We start from the raw sequence: 16,225 nt of genomic DNA, 5'->3' as shown, positions 1-16,225 counted from the left end.
TGAAAAGAATGGCTTAACCGCGACGAACTTCCTCGGTGAATTCGACTAAAATCCAACGCAGAAATCACAGCGGCTAAGGAATTGCGAAACTTTGATCCTTCATAGGTTTGGGCCGCGATGAAGGATTAGATTGTTGAAGAATAGCGCCCCAGTTCAGTCTTTGCCCAGCCCTCCGCCACGGATCGGATTAACAGTGCTTGCAGCGACGTTGTGCCTTAATTTGCTGGCGTTGGCGCTGCCTCTCTTTGTGTTGCAGGTGTTCGATCGGGTGATCCCTTTCGCCGCGACCGAGACCTTGTTTTACCTCTTCGTGGGGCTGTGTGTGGTCGCGCTTCTGGAATTCGCGCTCAAGTGGAGCCGTGCGGTGCTGCTGGGCAACCGAGCCGAGAAATTTGAAACAAAACTTTGCGAAAAATTCGTGGATGCCACCCTGAATGCGGACCCGGAAGAATTCCGCAAGACCACACCGGCGTCGCATCTGGATCGCCTGGGCGCGATTTCCCAGTTGCGGGGCTACTACGGCGGTCAGGCGCGCGCGCTGTCGATTGACCTTCCGTTCACGGCGATTTTCGTGGCCATGATCGCGATGATCGGCGGGTGGCTTGTCATGGTGCCGCTGACCAGCCTTGTATTGTTGCTGCTGTTCAAGATGGCGCTGACCCGGGCACAATCCAAGGTTTTCGATCGGCGCAAGACGCTCGACGGTCGGCGATATTCCTTTCTGGTCGAAGTCCTGTCGCAAATCAGGACCCTGAAGGCGAACACGATGGAGCCGCAGATGCAGCGGCGTTACGAGCTGTTGCAGAAACAGACGGCGGATATCAGCCAAGATGTTATCGTGTTCTCCGGGTTCTCGCAGACTTTCGGTGCGTTGTTTTCGCAACTGGCGGTGGCGGGGATGGGCCTGATGGGCGGGTATCTGGTGATCGTGAATTACATCGGTATCGCCGAGCTTGCCGCCTGCATGTTGCTGAATGGCCGAACCGTGCAGCCGATGCTCAAGGCACTCAGCCTCTGGGCGCAATCCGAGAGCCTGTCGATGGCCCGAGAAAAGATCATCGCGGCCTGCAACACGCCCCGGCGGCCTGATGCACCGCTGGTCGCGGCAAGGATCAGCGGGCATATCCAGTTCTGCGATCTGAGCATGAAATACCCGGATCGGAACGGATACGTGCTTCGGAACCTGGTTGGTCAGGTGCGTCCGGGCGAATGTCTTGTCGTGGACGGCCACAGCGGATCGGGCAAGTCAACACTGATGAAGCTGCTGCTGGCCGAGCGGTCTCCGACGGACGGAAAGGTGCTGATAGACGGCAAACCCGCGGCCCATTTCGCGACCTTGCGTGGTCCGCAAGGCATTGTCTATTGCGATCAGAATCCGGTGATATTCTCCGGTACGGTGTTGGAGAATATCTCGTCCTTCGGGGATGGTGAGCTGATCGAAAGGTCCCTGCAGCTTTCTGAGCGGCTTGGCCTGGACAAGATTCTGCACCGCCTGCCGATGGGCTACAACACCCCCCTTCACGAGAGCAAGGCATTGCTGAACAATCAGAATTTCCTGCAGGCGCTGACACTTGTCAGGGCGCTGGCGCTGCGCCCCCGCATCCTGCTTTTGAACAATGTCACCGCAACGATGGATGAGACGACCAAATCGCACCTGGCCGGCATACTGGCCGAGCTCAAGGGCAGCACGACCATGGTCATTTCCAGCATGGACACGCTGTTGACCCGTCTGGCGGATGTGCAGCTTTGTCTGGAAACGGGCAAAGAGAAGATGGTCCGCGAATGGCACGAAGATAACGCCGGGGACCGCGCCAGCAGTCTCGGCACCACCTGGCAAAAGAGGGCCGGATGATGGAAAGCACGCTCCCCTCTGCGATCAACATCCTCGACAAGGTCATGTCGGCGGCAGGATGGCACAGCAACCAGAACCGCCTGTTCGAGGCCTTGCCGCACATGTCCGACAGGCTGAGTGCCGATGACATGATCAGGACGCTGGAAAACCTCGGGGTGCCGGTTGCGTCGGCGCGATGTAACCTGCGCGAGGTGCATTCCGGGGATTGCCCAGCCCTGTTTATCGCCCAGGACGGCGCTGTTTCGGCCATATTCGACCGCGCGGGTGGCAAGTTGTTGACCGCGCGGATAGAAGACGACGACCCGGCATGGGCGGTGCCGGAAAACACCGCCGGGCTCCTGGTGCGGCTGGAGCGTTTCGACAGCAACCGGGAGGCCGGCGAGACGATCGGATTTTCGCAGATCACGCGGGAATTCGGCGGGCTCTTCCCCTGGCTCGTATTTGCCTCTTTCATGTCCAATCTTGCGGGCCTGGCGACACCCTTGCTGATCATGGTCATCTATGATCGCGTCATTCCCGCGGGATCGGTGGATCTGGTCCTGTCGCTTGCCCTGGCCGTCTTGCTGGCGCTTTGTGCCGATTGCGGGTTCAGGCATGCCCGTTCCAGCGCGGTGGCCTTCATGGGGCGACGCACCGAAAACCGCATGGGCCTGGCGCTTTTCCGCAAACTGATGGCGCTGCCCATCGACCAGATACAGAAATCCGATGTCGAACAGCAACTGGCCCGGTTTCGCCAGTTCGAAAGCCTGCGCGACATATTCAGCGGCCAGACCATGACGACCCTGTTGGATCTGCCGTTCATTTTCATCTTTCTGATCGTTCTCTTTATCCTGTGTCCGCCGGTGGCCTGGCTGGTGATTGGATTGTCGGTTGTCTTCGCCTGTGCGATCTGGCTGAACCTGCCAAGGCAGAAGGTGCTCAACACCCGCGCCGCCGCGTGCAAGACGATGCTGCACAGCCATGTCTTCGAAGCGACCGAAAAGCAACGCGCCATCCAAAGGCTTGGCCTGGTCGACCACTGGAAGCAACGCAACGCCATGCTGGCACGTCAGGCGGCACGGGCGGCGCGCGACGCAAGCCGGTTCAACCTTGTGTCGCAGGCGATTGGCCAGACCCTGATGGCCATTGCCGGGATCGGCGCGGTGGCAATCAGCGCGATGGGCGCGATCGAGGGCAGCATCACCTTCGGGGCGTTGATCGCGGTGATGGCGCTGGTCTGGAAGGTGCTGACGCCGCTTCAGGCGCTATATGCCAACGCGCCGCAGATCCTATCCTTTGTCGCCAGCAAACAGCAAAGCGACCGGGTGCTGGGCCTGCCCGAGGAAGTGGTGCGCGGTATCGGCCAGAACCATCAGAAAGAGTTCCGGGGGCGGGTGACGCTCAGCGGTGTGACCCATCGGTACGACGCCACATCGGCGGCGGTTCTGTCACAGGTGTCGCTGGATATCGAGGCCGGTGAATTCACCGTACTCTGCGGCGACAGCAACAGCGGCCAGACCCCCCTCTTTGATCTTATCTGCGGTTTCGGTCAGCCTGGCATCGGGTCAATCCAGCTGGACGGGGTGGATGTCCGCCAGATCGCGGTGGATGACCTGCGCCGTGCGATCACCTACGAGCAGTCCCGAACCGAGCTGTTTTATGGCACCGTCTATCAGAATTTCCGGCTGGCCGCGCCCGGTGTCAGGGAACAAGAAGTGGTTGCCGCTCTGGAAGCGCTACAGCTGGGCGAAGAAGTGCGGCGCTTCCCCGAGGACATTCACACGCGCCTGTCCGAGGCGTTCCGCGACACCCTGTCCCCCGCAATCCTGAGATCGCTTGCCCTGGCACGCAGCCTCATGCGCGAGGGGCCGGTGTTGCTGCTCAACGATCCTACGGCGGGGCTGGATCAGCCGCGCAAGCAGGCATTGGCCCGCGAACTGGCGCGTCTCAAGGGGGGCAAGACGATCCTCGTGGCGACAAGCGATCCCTGCCTGATCTCGCTGGCTGACCGCTTCGTCTACCTGGATCAGGGGCGCGTGGTCGCCAATGACACAGGCGCTGGCGGGCTAAAGAAGCTGATGGCAATGCAACATAAATTCGGAGGCAAGTGACGCGATGAAATGGTCGGTTCCCCCAAACACCACCGGCGTAATTGCCCATGCCGAAGCGCGCGAAGCGCAACGCGGCGTGGCAACCGCCCGAATTGTCATCCTGACCATTGCCGGGTTCATTGCCGGTGGCGTCTGGCTGGCCATAACGACCACCGTGCCCGAACTGGTGCGCGCGCAGGGAGAATTGCTGCCGACGGGACATTACCAGCAGGTTCAGGCGCCCGAACAGGGCGTCGTCAAGGCCGTGCTGGTTGAGGAAGGCGAAGCGGTCGAGGCAAACCAGGTCCTGACCATCCTGGACTCCGGCGTGCTGGAACAGGAACTGCAGGATGTTGTCAACGAACGGCAGTCGCAGACGCTGCGCCTGGAAAACCTGCGTGTCATCGCCAGGGTAGCCGGCGCGGCACGGTCCATCCCGCCCGATGAGATTGCCACCCTGGCACCGGTCGATCTGTCCTATGCGATCGCCCGGCTGGAGCTGTTCGCCGAGCAGCACAGGATACAGCAAGAACTCAGAAAACATCTGGAACATACCGAAGCAACGCTTACGAATGCCCGGGCGCTCATGGTCAGGCGGATCGAGGAACGAATGGGCAGGATAGAACGTGCCGAGCGCCTCTATGCAGACAGCCTGACGCCGCTTCGCGACCTGGAAAGACAGCGTGACAGCCTGGATCAACTGCGCGCAGGCCTGATCGAAATAGACATACGCCTGTCGCAGGCCGCCAAGGAACTGGGTGCCGCAAGCGCCCCGATCGAGCAAAGCCGGATCGCCCTGCTGGAACGGACCCGCACCGAAATTTTCGACCTTGAGCAGCTTGTCGCGCAACTGGCATTGCGAGAGGCCGCGCTGCGCCAGCGGCATGCGTCGCTTGAAATCCGGGCGCCCCAATCCGGGGTCGTTCATGCGGTCGGCTTCCCCAATCCCGGCGAAGTCATCGCCACCGGCACCACCCTGTTCGAACTGATGCCTTCGGGCCCGCAACTAGTCGCGCAGCTGAAAATCGCCCCGGTTGATATCGGTCACATCCAGCGCGGCGACACGGTTGCGCTGAAATTCGATACGTTTGATCCGCGCCGCTACGGCCAGATCCAGGGCCGGGTCACCAGTATTTCACCCAATTCCGTCATCGACGAGCAGACCGGGATGGGCCATTTCCGCGCAACCGTCGCGCTGGAGCAGGAGACCATCGGAAATGGTGTCTGGCGCCGCGATCTTCAGGCCGGGATGGGAGCGTCGGGGGAAATCGTGACGGCCGAGCAGACGGTTCTGGCTTACCTGATGAAACCGATCAAGAGGTCATTCGACAGCGCCTTCGGCGAACGCTGATCTACAGCATGGGCCGTCCTTTCCCGAAATTGCGCCTGCAGAATCCGGGTTGACGTTGCTGGCCTGCACAATCCGTGTTGTCCACCGCGAATTTGCGATATTCATGTGGGATGAGCGACGCGCATGTGATTCCCCTCGACGAGATGATCGTCTGCCCGCAATGTGACGCAACCTATCAGCTGCAGCGCCCGAAACACGGTGAGCGGGCCACATGCCTGCGATGCGGGACGGTGCTGATCACGCCGCGGCGCAAGGCCGGGCTGCAGATCATTGCGGTTTCGCTGGCGGTGGCCATTTTGATCGTCGCCGCGTCGGTGACACCCTTTCTGACCATCCAGGCGGCGGGCACCAGGAATTCGGTGTCCATCCTCGATGCCGCGCTGGCCTTTGATCACGGGGCGCTGATCGCGCTGGCGCTAATGACGGCGGCATTGATCCTGTTCGTGCCGCTGGCGCGGGTGCTGCTGGCGATCTACGTGCTGGTGCCCATCGTGATGGACCGTCCTGCGGCCCGTGGCGCTGTCCAGGCATTCCGCCTGTCCGAGGCGCTCAGGCCCTGGTCGATGGCCGAGATTTTCGCCATTGGATGCGCGGTCGCGCTGGTCAAAGTCAGCGATCTGGCGGATGTCGCCTTTGGCCCCGCCTTCTGGATGTTTGCGGTGCTGGTTCTTCTTGCGGTCGTGCAGGACAATTACTTGTGCAGGTGGTCGGTGTGGCATTCACTGGACAATACCCGGAAATCCTGAGCGCCCGCGAGCTTGGCGTGGTGGCCTGTATCCGCTGCACGCGGGTCTGGCCGAAGGGCACGGCACGGTGCGGCCTGTGCGGCAAGAAGCTTGCGTCGCGTGACCGAAAGAGCCTGCAACGGGTATGGGCGTTCTGGCTTGTCGGCCTGATGTGCTATGTGCCGGCCAATATCTATCCCATGCTCCAGACCCGCACCCTGTTATCGGTCCAGGAAAACACAATCGTCGGCGGCGCGGTGGAATTGCTGCACGACGGTGCCGTCGGTGTGGCCATCATCATCCTGATCGCCAGCGTGCTGATCCCGGTCGCCAAGTTCCTCGCCGTCGCGTTTCTGGCGGTTTCCGTGACCCGCGCGCACAGCGTTTCCAAGCATCAGCGGCAGATGCTCTACGAGGTGGTCGAATATATCGGCCGCTGGTCCATGATCGACGTTTTTGTCGTTGCGATCCTGTCCTCGTTGGTCCAGCTGAATACGCTGGCCGCCATAAATCCGGGCCGCGCCAGCCTGTTTTTCGCGCTGTCGGTGATCTTCACGATGTTGTCGGCGCAGGCCTTTGACAGCAGGATGATCTGGGATGTGCAATCGCAGGACGAAGGAGGCCGTGCGAATGAGTAACACACCACCGCCGGTCCGGATCGAACCCGCGCGCCAGGCGTTCCTGAACCGGTTTTCGATCGTCTGGGTGATTCCGCTGCTGGCGCTGGCCATCGCGCTGGGCTTGGCATGGCAGACCTATAACGATCGCGGGCCGGTGATCGAAATCGAGTTTCAGAACGGCGCCGGGATCGCCAAGCGCGAGACCGAGCTGCGGTATCTCGATATCGCCGTCGGTGTCGTCGAGGATGTCGAATTCAGAGACGACCTGTCGGCGGTCGTGATCTCGGTGCGTGTCGACAAGAAGATCGCGCCTTATATCGATGCGTCGTCAAGCTTCTGGATCGTGCGGCCCGAACTGACGACAAGCGGTGTCAGCGGCCTGGATACGGTTCTGTCCGGTGTCTATATCGAAGGCTCCTGGGACAATGAAATCGGCACCGCTCAGACGCGCTTTTCCGGCTTGGAGGAGCCGCCTCTCTTCACCGCAGGCCAGGAGGGATTGCAGATCGCCCTGCGCACCACGGCCGGGGGAAATCTGACCGATAACAGCCCGATCACCTACCGCGGCATCAAGGTGGGTCGCGTCGGCAAGGCGCGGATTTCGCAGGAAGGCACGTTCGCCATCGCCGAGGCGATCATTTTCGAACCCCACGGGAACCTGATTTCAGCCAATACCCGGTTCTGGGATACCTCGGGTTTCACCTTTTCGGTGGGGCCGTCCGGGGCCGAGCTGGATTTCTCCTCGGTTGCCACGTTGCTCAGCGGCGGGTTGACGTTTGATACATTTGTTTCGGGCGGCGCGCGGGTGTCCGACGGTACGGTTTTTCAGGTCTATGCGGACGAAGCCGCCGCCCGCAGCAGCATCTTCAATGCGTCCGAGGTGGAAACGCTGGAGATGCGGGTGGTGTTCGAAGAGAACGTCTCAGGCCTGTCGGTGGGCGCGAAGGTCGAACTGAACGGGCTGGGCGTCGGCGAAGTGGCATCCGTCACCGGGGTGATCGACCCGGACCAGTTTGGCGACAGCCGAGTCAGGTTGAATGCGGTTCTGGGGATCCAGCCGGCACGCCTCGGGCTGCAGGAGGATCCGTCGCCCGAGGCGGCCCTGTCATTTCTTGTCAAGCGAATAGAAGAGGGGTTGCGCGCGCGCCTCGCCTCGGCCTCCCTGTTGACTGGCGGGCTGAAGATAGAGCTGGTCCAGGTCGATGATGCACCACCGGAAACGGTGCGGACGGGCGAAGGCATCATTCCGATCTTCCCGACGACCGAGAGTGACATTACCGATACGGCCGCCTCGGTCGAGGGTGTGTTCAACAGGATCAACAAGCTGCCGGTCGAGGAGTTGCTGAACAGCGCGATCGATTTCCTGGACAGTGCCAAGGTGCTGGTATCGGACGAAGATCTGCGGGAAATGCCGCAGGATCTGCGTGCGCTGCTTGCCGACGTACGCGGGATTGTCGCCTCGGATGACGTACAGAAAATTCCCGCCACCCTGAACACGGCCATCGTGCGGTTTGAGAACATCCTTGCCCAGATCGAGGAAGAACAACTGGCCAGCCGTCTTGTGGCCGCTGTCGACGCCGCCGCGACGGCCGCCGAGGGCGTTACGGCGTCGGTCGAAGGTGTGCCGGCGCTGGTTGAGCAGATCGAAGCGGTCGCCGCAAAGGCAGAGCGCCTGCCGGTGGAAGAGCTGACCGAGAATCTGGCAACGCTGGTGGCGTCAGCCAACGAGATCCTTGCCACCGATGCCGCCCGCGATCTGCCCGCCGATCTGGGTGCGGCGCTGAATGAAATTGATGCAACCCTGTCGGAACTGCGCGAGGGTGGCGCCGTGGCCAACATCAACGCCACGCTTTCGTCTGCGCGCGACGCCGCGGATGCGGTGGCGCTGTCGGCCCAGGATCTGCCGGCCCTGGTTGAGCGGGTCGAGCGGGTACTGAGCCAGGCCAGCACCACTATCGCCGGGTATAACAAGGGCGAGATGCTGAGTCGCGAAGCGCAGGCCGCGCTGAGAGATATTTCCAAAGCCGCCGATGCCATGGCGTCGCTGGCCCGTATGCTGGAACGTAATCCAGGCGCATTGATCCGGGGGCGATGAGATGAATGTTTTGAAACCTGCTCTGATCGGGCTTGCTTTTGCCATCGGGGGCTGCGGCGGCACACCCGACCTATATTCCGTGACCCCGCCTGCGGTCGATGAATCGGTGCGGATAGGTTTCGGTGCGGTCGAAGTCCGCGATGTGTCACTGCCAACCTATGCTGCGGCGGACGAAATCGCGGTGCGGGATGAGACCGGCAAGCTGGTGACCGACGCGGGCACGCTTTGGGCCGATAGTCCCGAGCGTGCCGTGGCGCTGGAACTGGCGGGCCATCTGGCGCGCCTCTCCGGTGCGCGCGTGGCGTCCGAGCCCTGGCCGTTCGAGGCCTTTCCCGACGCGCGGCTGGATGTGCGTTTCGAAAACCTGCTGGCGGGTGGCGACGGGCAACTGAGGGCCACCGGCCAGTATTTTGTCGGCGTGCCGGAGGGGCGCCGCGAACGCTCGGGCCTCTTCGACCTATCGGTTTCATTTGATCCCGATGGCGGACCGCAGGCGATCGCTCAGGCGCGCGGCCAGATCATTCTGGATCTTGCCAAATTCATCGCCCGGAACGGGCTGCGGTGATCAAACGCGCGCGTCGTCACGGGCTGACCGGTTCGAAACGTCCATCCTCGAACTCCCGCGTCGGGCGCACCCAGACCTGCCCTTCGGCATCATCGTAGATGACTACCGGGCTGCGGTCGGATTCCAGCGTTCCGTGACCCACGACCCGGTAAAACCCGCCCTTGCGGTGGCGATGTGTCGGTACCCATCGGTCGACTGCCCGCTGCGCGTTCGACTGTCGTGCCAACAGCTCGAATACCGGCGACAGGCGTGAAGGTTTGGCCGATACGTTCATGACGACAGCACCGATCCGGTGATGGCGTTCGGCCGGTAGGTTGTACAGCCCTTGCACCCGGCTTCAAACGCCTGAAGATAGACATCCTCGAACGCGGCAAACGGGATGTTCTCGGGGCAATTCACGGTCTTCGAGATACCGCTGTCCACCCATCGCTGGGCGGCGGCCTGCATTCGTACATGTTCTTCTGGACGCAGATCCTGAACGGTGACGAAAGCATGGGGCAGCGGTGCGTCCCTTCCGAAAGTCTTGCGGAAGAGCAGGGCCGCGTAATCTTCGACCAGTTCCTCGGATATGGTGCCGTCGGGCCGAGTGATCTTGCGCCGGAAGGACGTCGCGAATACCGGCTCGATCCCCGAGGAGACGTTGCCGCCGAACATCGAAATCGTCCCCGTCGGCGCAATGGTGGTCAATACGCCGTTGCGCAGCCCATGCGCCGCGATGGCCCGGCGCACCGGTGCGTCCAGCGCCCGAATGCCGGCGCGGGCCTGGTGCTGCTGCGCGTCGTAGGAGGGGAACGCGCCGCGGTCGGCGGCCAGTTCGGCCGAGGCAAGATAGGCGGCGTTCTGTATGGTCCGCATCCACGTGCCCACCAGCTTGGCCGCTTCGGGTGTGCCATAGCGGACGCCCAGCATGATCAGGGCATCTGCCACGCCCGTGACGCCAACGCCAATGCGCCGCTTACGTGTCGCTTCCGCTCTTTGGGCATCCAGTGCAAAGCGCGAGGTCTCGATGACATTGTCCAGCAACCGGACGGCCGCGGCGGCCAGGCGGCGCATCTCATCTCGGTCCATTCGGGCATCCGGCCGGAACGGGGATTTCACCAGCCGGGCCAGGTTGATGGATGCCAGTGGGCAATTGCCATTCGGCGGCAGCGGCTGTTCGGCACAGGAATTCGTTGCGGAGATCGTCTCGAGATATCCAAGCGGGTTGGCTGCATTGATCCGGTCGATGAACAGCACCCCCGGTTCTGCGGTATCATAGGCGCGCTGCATGATCGCCTGCCACAAGGCGCGGGCCTTGATGCTGCGGACGCGTCTACCCTGCCACACAAGGTCCCAATCGGTATCCGCGTCGACGGCACGCATGAAAAGGTCGGTCACCATGACCGAGAGGTTGAAGTTCCGCATCCGCGCCGGATCGCTCTTTGCGGCGACGAAGGCCTCGATATCCGGGTGGTCGCAGCGCATCGTCGCCATCATCGCACCGCGCCCCATGCCGGTAACGAGCATCCGGCAGACGGCATCGCAGATATCCATCGCGGCAAGGGGGCCCGCCGCGGGGCAGTCAAGACCCTTCACCAGGTTGCCCTGCGGGCGCAGCGTGGAAAAGTCGAACCCGATGCCGCCGCCCATCTGCATCGTCAGCGCGGCCTCCTTGATCGTGTCCATGATACCGGCAACCGAATCGGGGATGGCGCGCATGACGAAAGTGTTGCACAGCGACACGTGGCGCCGTGTCCCCGCGCCCGAAAGGATACGCCCGGCCGGTATCAGCCTGAAGTCTTCCATGGCGCGGTAGAAGATGCCGGCGGTAGCTTGCTGCGCCTCGGACCTTTCGCAGCGCGACAGGCTGTCCGCGACGCGCCGCCAAGTGTCGTTCACCGTGTGGTCGATGTCACGGCCCTGTGTCTTGTATTGGTATTTTGATCGCCAGATATGTTCGGCGATCGGTTGATCGAATGCCGCTGCCGCAAAGGCGACGTCTGAGTGATGTAGCATAACCCCCTAACTACCTTTCCCATATTTGATTAAGTTACGTTTCCAATCTGTTCTTTTCCGTTAACCTTTTGTTAACCAAGAAGAAAATAGGGGTCGATGCTTAATAAACGGTTAATAATCGGTTAACATGAGGCGCTGTTCAGGGGTCGGTTGAAATTGGCTGTTCGCCCTGTTTTTACGGTGCTTTCCCGGCATTTCCGCGGGGGTGGCGACGACCGAAAAATCCAGCGTGTTGCAATTGGATCGCAATAGCGAAACCGGGGACTGGCCGGTGGCGGGCTGATTCTCTCTGGATGCCGGGAAAATCGAAACAATTTTAGTCTCAATCAAAACTCGGCGGCGGCCGGAATTTAGGTGGCCTTAACGGCAAACCAATAGCGAGAAATGGGTCAAACAGTTGGAAGGATTTCTCGTGATCAAACTCTACGCCTGCCTGGGTTCCGGCAACTGCTTCAAGCCGTTTCTGGCCATGCGGCAGCTTGGGATCAGTTTCGACATGACGCTGATCAACGTGTTGACCGGCGAACAGAAGACGCCGGCTTACCTGAATATCAATCCTTTGGGCGTGGTCCCGTATCTGGAAACGGAGGCAGGGCAAGGCATAGGCGAAAGCAACGCCATGCTGTGGTACCTGGCTGAGGGGACTTATCTGATGCCGCGTGACCGGGCCGAGCGTGCGGAAGCCTTGCAATGGATGTTCTTCGAACAATCCAAGCTGGAGCCGTATATTTCGCCGGCGCGTTTTTTCACTACGATCCTGCCAGACCAGCGAGAGGCACGGGCAGACAGTATCGCCAACTGGCGGTCGCTTGCGGAACCGGGTTTGTTCCGGCTGGATGCACATTTGTCCGATCGGCAGTTCATGCTGGAATCCGGGTATTCCATCGCCGACATCGCCGTGTTCGGATATGTGCATGTCCTCGAAGAGGCTGGCCTGAGCATGGAGGATTTTCCGGCTATCGAGCGCTGGATCGGCGATGTATCCCGAACCGATGGTTTCCGCCCGCTGGCAGAGCTGGGATCAGCGCAAAGCAAGATCGCCTAGCTTTAACCGGATCGGGCTGATTTCGTCATGCGCAGCGACAGGATCAATCTAGAAACCTCGGTGCCCCTCGAGGATGCGGCACCCGGAATTTCGGGTGCCACCCCGGATTCATTCGCCGGTGCCCGGCGGCTGCAGACCGCGATCTGGGTCTTCGACATCGACAACTCGCGCATCGTCTATGCCAACCGTGCCGCCTGCCATCTGTGGGATGCCGCCAACGAGGAAGCGCTGTGCGCCCGCGACCTGTCCAGCGACATGTCGCCCACGGTCGCCAGCCGGCTCAGACAGTACCAGGCTGACTTTCTGGAACGTGATGCCGTCTTCAACGAAATGTGGACCCTCTATCCCAATGGCAAACCCACAAGCGCGATGGTGGTCTATCGCGGCTTTCGGCTGCCCGACGGCCGGATGGCGATGCAATGCGAGGTGCTTGGCCAGGCCGACGATCAGCCCGATAACCTGCGAAGCGCCGAGGCGTTGTTGCACACCGACGTCATGATCACCCTTTACGAGATGGACGGCCCGCCGTTGTACATGAACCCGGCCGCGCGCAAAGCGGCGGCCGAGGTGATGCAGAAGATCTCGGACAAGTTCGTGAACCGAGGGGACTATGACCAGCTGATTGCCAAACTCGCGGCCACCGGCGAACACCGCATGGTCGCCAAGGTGAAATCCGGGGCCGGGCATCGCTGGTACGACCTATCGGCCAAGCAGTGTTCGGATGCGGTCACGGGCGAACCGGCCATGTTGGTCACGGCAATCGATGTCAGCGAGCTGAAGATCGCGCGCGACAAGGCGCGGTACCTGGCGGACCGGGATCAGCTGACCGGCTGCTACAACCGCTCCTACCTGCTCCGGCATATGGCCGCGTTGGAAAAGTCGAAACCCGGCCGCTGCGCCTTGGTCTATTTTGACGTGGACCATTTCAAGCAGATCAATGACCGGCTGGGCCATGAACTGGGCGATGTCGTCCTGCAGCGGATCGCGGGCCGCGCCGGTCATGCAATCCGGGGCAAGGACACCCTGGTACGCCTGGGCGGTGATGAATTCGTGATCGTTTTCGAGGATGTCCCTGCAAGCGAAGATTTCACCCCCAAGATCGAAAACCTGCTAGAGCTCTTTTCTCAGCCCGTCACCCATGACGCCACCAAGGTGAATGTGACCGTCAGCATGGGCGTGACCATGTTCTTGCCAAGCGCCGCCGATTTCGCTGCCGTCATGAAAGAGGCGGATACGGCGCTTTACGCCGCGAAACAGGCCGGGCGCAACCGTTTCGCCATCTTCAACGAAGAGATGGGCACCAAGGCGCAGGCACGTGGGCTGATAGAGATGCAATTGCAGAAGTCGGTCGAGAACCGTGATTTCGTGCTGCATTATCAGCCGCGTGTGGACCTTGTCACTGGTCGGGTCGTCTCGGTCGAGGCGCTGGTGCGTTGGCAGCATCCCGACGGACACCTTGTGTTGCCGGGTGAATTCATCCCTGTCTGTGAAGAAACCGGGTTGATCGAAGAAGTGGGGCAGCTGGTGCTGGAGATGGGTTGCAAGCAGGCAATCGCATGGCATCAGTCGGGCCTTGACGTGCACCTGTCATTGAACATTTCGCCACGGCAATTCGCTGACAAGGGGCTGATGACCGCGCTGGCGGGATTTGCCCAGCATCCCGATTTCCCGCATGGCAAGATCGAACTGGAAATTACAGAGACAGTCCTGATCGGCGATCACGATCTGATCGAGACGAAGCTGGAGAAGATTTCCCGCATGGGATACCGCATCGCGATCGACGATTTCGGGACCGGGTATTCCAACCTTTCCTATATCTCGCGTTTCCCGCTGAACTGCCTGAAGATCGACCAGTCCTTCATCGATCAGCTGCCCAAGTCGGGGCCGATCATCGGGTTGATCCTGACGCTGGCCAAACAGATCGGCGCAACCGTGGTGGCCGAAGGCGTCGAAACGCCTGAACAGCTGAACTGGCTGCGCGGCACGGAATGCGATCAGGTGCAGGGTTTCTTGCTGTCACGACCGGTTCCGCTGGAACAGCTTGCGGACGTCATCGGGGATCTTCAGATGCCAGAATGCGGTAGCGGCAGCTAGGAACGCACAGGCCGCCTAGTCCGCCTGGCGACGCAGCAGGTAGACGTCCATGATCCACCCGTTTTCGGTTTGCGCTGCGCTGCGGGCGGCGACGATTTCATCTGCCACATCCTCCAGCGCGCCCGAGATCGAAATTTCCTGCGGCATCCCGGCATAGGCGGACCACCAGATGTGAAACCCCGCCGGTCCAAGCGTCTGGAAGGCGCAGCTTCCGTCCAGCATCACCACAACCGTGTCGGCGCTTTCCGGCCATCCCTTGTCGCGCAACTGGCGGCCGGTGGTTATCAATACCGGCGCACCGATTTCGTTCAGGGTGATCGCATGGCTGGCGGTCAGCGCCTGGACCGAGGTGATGCCCGGCGTGACCTCTAGGGATAAGTCGGCCTTCGCCTTGAGGCGATCTGCGATGCGAATTGTGCTGTCATAGAGCGACGGGTCACCCCAGACCAGAAACCCGACGCGCCCGCCATCAGGCAGCCCCGCACTGATTTCCGCGGCCCACTTGTCGGCAATCGCATCATGCCAGTCATCGACGCCGCGGCGATAGTCCGGGTTTGCGGCGTCGCGCACGGGCAGGTCGAATTCGCGGATTTCCGGGCCGTCCGCGCGCAACACCTGTGCGCAGATCTGCCGTCGCGCCTCTGCCAGGTCGTCTTTCTTTTTCCCTTTCCGCGGGATCAGGATCAGGTCACAGGCATTCAGCGCCTCGATCGCCTGAAGCGTCAGATGCTGTGGGTTTCCGGTGCCAATACCGATCAGGGAAAGCGCGATCATGTCAACCTCGCAAAGAAAAACGCGGCCCCGAACAAACGGAGCCGCGTCAGGGTTGAAGGTCTCTTAACCCGCGCCGTGCAGGCGCTGGTTGAAGAGCGGTCCCTTGGTCAGGTCACGGGCCGACTTGGCGGCGGCCAGCACGGCCAGATCGGCCAGCGGTTCGATGATGATGACCAACATGTAGGCGGCGCCGAAAGTGGTCACGGCCGCCAGCGTTTCTGCGCCAAAGCCCTGACCGTAGAGCGCCCAGAACGCAACCCAGGCGACAACACCACCCTGATAGGCGGTCGACAGTGCCAGAGCCTGGCCATATTTCAGGTCAACATAGGCGGTTCCCGGTGCGATGATGCGCTTGGCCAGCATCCGAACACCATAGAGCGGCACCAGCAGCGTGGTTACGTTGATGAAATACTGCGGCAGGTCGAACGGCGCGAAAAGCAGCCCCTGCGCCAGCAGGCCCAGGGCCAGACCGAAGGCTGCCGGTGCAGCACCCAAGAGCAGGAAGAGGGTCGAGCCGAGGATGAAGTGCACCTCGCTGACGCCGACCGGATAGTGCGGCAGCACCTCGAAGAACACGAAGGTCAGGACAGTGGCAATCACGACGCGTCCCGCGAAGGACAACGCGCCGTTTTCGCGCATGGCGTCCCATGCCAGCTTGGCGCCAACTGTGGCCGCACCAGCGGCGGTGGCATAAGACAGCGCCATCTTGGCGCCGACAACGATACCGGGTTCAATATGCATGTTTCGATCTCCTAGCCGTCTACCCCGACGGTGTTGAAACTTGTTATAGCCCCGATCGGGGCTGTTGATGGGCAGGATGCCCGGGGTGACGGCAGGTCTCCTGACTTAGCGGGTCGGTGCTTGCCGCGCCTTCCCGGGCCATAGGCCCAGTGGCAGTGCGGGTCGCTCGCCGCTCACAGTTGCGGGGGCAGTCACGGAATTGGCGCCTGATGGCTACACCGCACCGTGTTCCCTTTTACCCCGGATGCTTGGCATCCCTTGGGGAACCGTCTGTAATCTGCGTGTCACATGGGGGGCGG

General features: G+C 61.4%; 13 protein-coding genes and 1 riboswitch. Of the genes, 9 read left to right on the top strand and 4 right to left on the bottom strand.

Features of this window, described 5'->3' with window-relative positions; all coding sequences use genetic code 11:
• The first annotated feature begins 193 nt into the window (after positions 1-193).
• The 7 genes from AAFO92_RS20080 to AAFO92_RS20050 all read left to right on the top strand — a co-directional run bounded on the left by AAFO92_RS20080 (position 194) and on the right by AAFO92_RS20050 (position 9,277).
• On the top strand, positions 194-1,852 hold the full coding sequence (locus tag AAFO92_RS20080; RefSeq protein ID WP_347538259.1) for an ABC transporter transmembrane domain-containing protein: 1,659 nt from the start codon (positions 194-196) through the stop codon (positions 1,850-1,852).
• Positions 1,849-3,942, top strand: a complete 2,094-nt coding sequence (locus tag AAFO92_RS20075) for an ABC transporter transmembrane domain-containing protein (RefSeq protein ID WP_347538257.1) — start codon at positions 1,849-1,851, stop codon at positions 3,940-3,942. Before AAFO92_RS20080 ends, AAFO92_RS20075 begins: the two co-directional genes overlap by 4 nt.
• A gap of 4 nt (positions 3,943-3,946) precedes the next feature.
• Positions 3,947-5,272, top strand: coding sequence for an HlyD family type I secretion periplasmic adaptor subunit (locus AAFO92_RS20070; protein WP_347538255.1), 1,326 nt, complete (start codon positions 3,947-3,949; stop codon positions 5,270-5,272).
• 110 nt (positions 5,273-5,382) lie between these two features.
• Positions 5,383-6,018, top strand: a complete 636-nt coding sequence (locus AAFO92_RS20065; RefSeq protein WP_347538253.1) for a paraquat-inducible protein A — start codon at positions 5,383-5,385, stop codon at positions 6,016-6,018.
• Positions 5,985-6,635 (top strand): paraquat-inducible protein A, encoded by a 651-nt coding sequence (locus tag AAFO92_RS20060; RefSeq protein ID WP_347538252.1) that lies wholly within the window; start codon positions 5,985-5,987, stop codon positions 6,633-6,635. The genes AAFO92_RS20065 and AAFO92_RS20060 overlap by 34 nt, the downstream gene beginning before the upstream one ends.
• On the top strand, positions 6,628-8,712 hold the full coding sequence (locus AAFO92_RS20055; protein ID WP_347538250.1) for an MlaD family protein: 2,085 nt from the start codon (positions 6,628-6,630) through the stop codon (positions 8,710-8,712). The genes AAFO92_RS20060 and AAFO92_RS20055 overlap by 8 nt, the downstream gene beginning before the upstream one ends.
• A gap of 1 nt (position 8,713) precedes the next feature.
• Positions 8,714-9,277 carry an ABC-type transport auxiliary lipoprotein family protein gene (locus AAFO92_RS20050; protein WP_347538248.1) on the top strand — a complete coding sequence of 188 codons (564 nt, stop codon included), beginning with the start codon at positions 8,714-8,716 and terminating at the stop codon, positions 9,275-9,277.
• Between the two features lie 16 nt (positions 9,278-9,293).
• Here AAFO92_RS20050 and AAFO92_RS20045 read toward each other — a convergent pair whose 3' ends face one another.
• A complete protein-coding gene (locus AAFO92_RS20045) occupies positions 9,294-9,551 on the bottom strand; it encodes a DUF1653 domain-containing protein (RefSeq protein WP_347538247.1) in 258 nt (85 codons plus the stop codon).
• Entirely contained in the window at positions 9,548-11,272 is a 1,725-nt protein-coding gene (locus tag AAFO92_RS20040; RefSeq protein WP_347538245.1) for an adenosylcobalamin-dependent ribonucleoside-diphosphate reductase, read from the bottom strand. Before AAFO92_RS20040 ends, AAFO92_RS20045 begins: the two co-directional genes overlap by 4 nt.
• A 412-nt stretch (positions 11,273-11,684) precedes the next feature.
• On the opposite strand from AAFO92_RS20040, the gene AAFO92_RS20035 reads away from it, so the two are divergent.
• Both AAFO92_RS20035 and AAFO92_RS20030 read left to right on the top strand, forming a co-directional pair.
• Entirely contained in the window at positions 11,685-12,317 is a 633-nt protein-coding gene (locus tag AAFO92_RS20035) for a glutathione S-transferase family protein (protein ID WP_347538243.1), read from the top strand.
• A 27-nt stretch (positions 12,318-12,344) separates the two neighbouring features.
• Positions 12,345-14,411 carry an EAL domain-containing protein gene (locus AAFO92_RS20030; protein WP_347538241.1) on the top strand — a complete coding sequence of 689 codons (2,067 nt, stop codon included), beginning with the start codon at positions 12,345-12,347 and terminating at the stop codon, positions 14,409-14,411.
• Between the two features lie 15 nt (positions 14,412-14,426).
• Here the strand turns inward: AAFO92_RS20030 and cobF are convergent, their stop codons facing one another.
• The gene (gene cobF / locus AAFO92_RS20025; protein WP_347538239.1) at positions 14,427-15,185 is read right to left on the bottom strand and encodes a precorrin-6A synthase (deacetylating); all 759 of its coding nucleotides are present in this window, start codon (positions 15,183-15,185) and stop codon (positions 14,427-14,429) included.
• Between the two features lie 63 nt (positions 15,186-15,248).
• Positions 15,249-15,926: an energy-coupling factor ABC transporter permease gene (locus AAFO92_RS20020; protein WP_347538237.1), complete on the bottom strand. Its 678-nt coding sequence runs from the start codon at positions 15,924-15,926 to the stop codon at positions 15,249-15,251.
• 72 nt (positions 15,927-15,998) lie between these two features.
• Positions 15,999-16,212: riboswitch (cobalamin riboswitch) on the bottom strand.
• Positions 16,213-16,225 lie beyond the last annotated feature (13 nt).

It is taken from the genome of Roseovarius sp. CAU 1744 (assembly GCF_039839345.1).
Taxonomy (GTDB): domain Bacteria; phylum Pseudomonadota; class Alphaproteobacteria; order Rhodobacterales; family Rhodobacteraceae; genus Roseovarius.
This window is presented reverse-complemented; position numbering and strand designations above follow the sequence as displayed.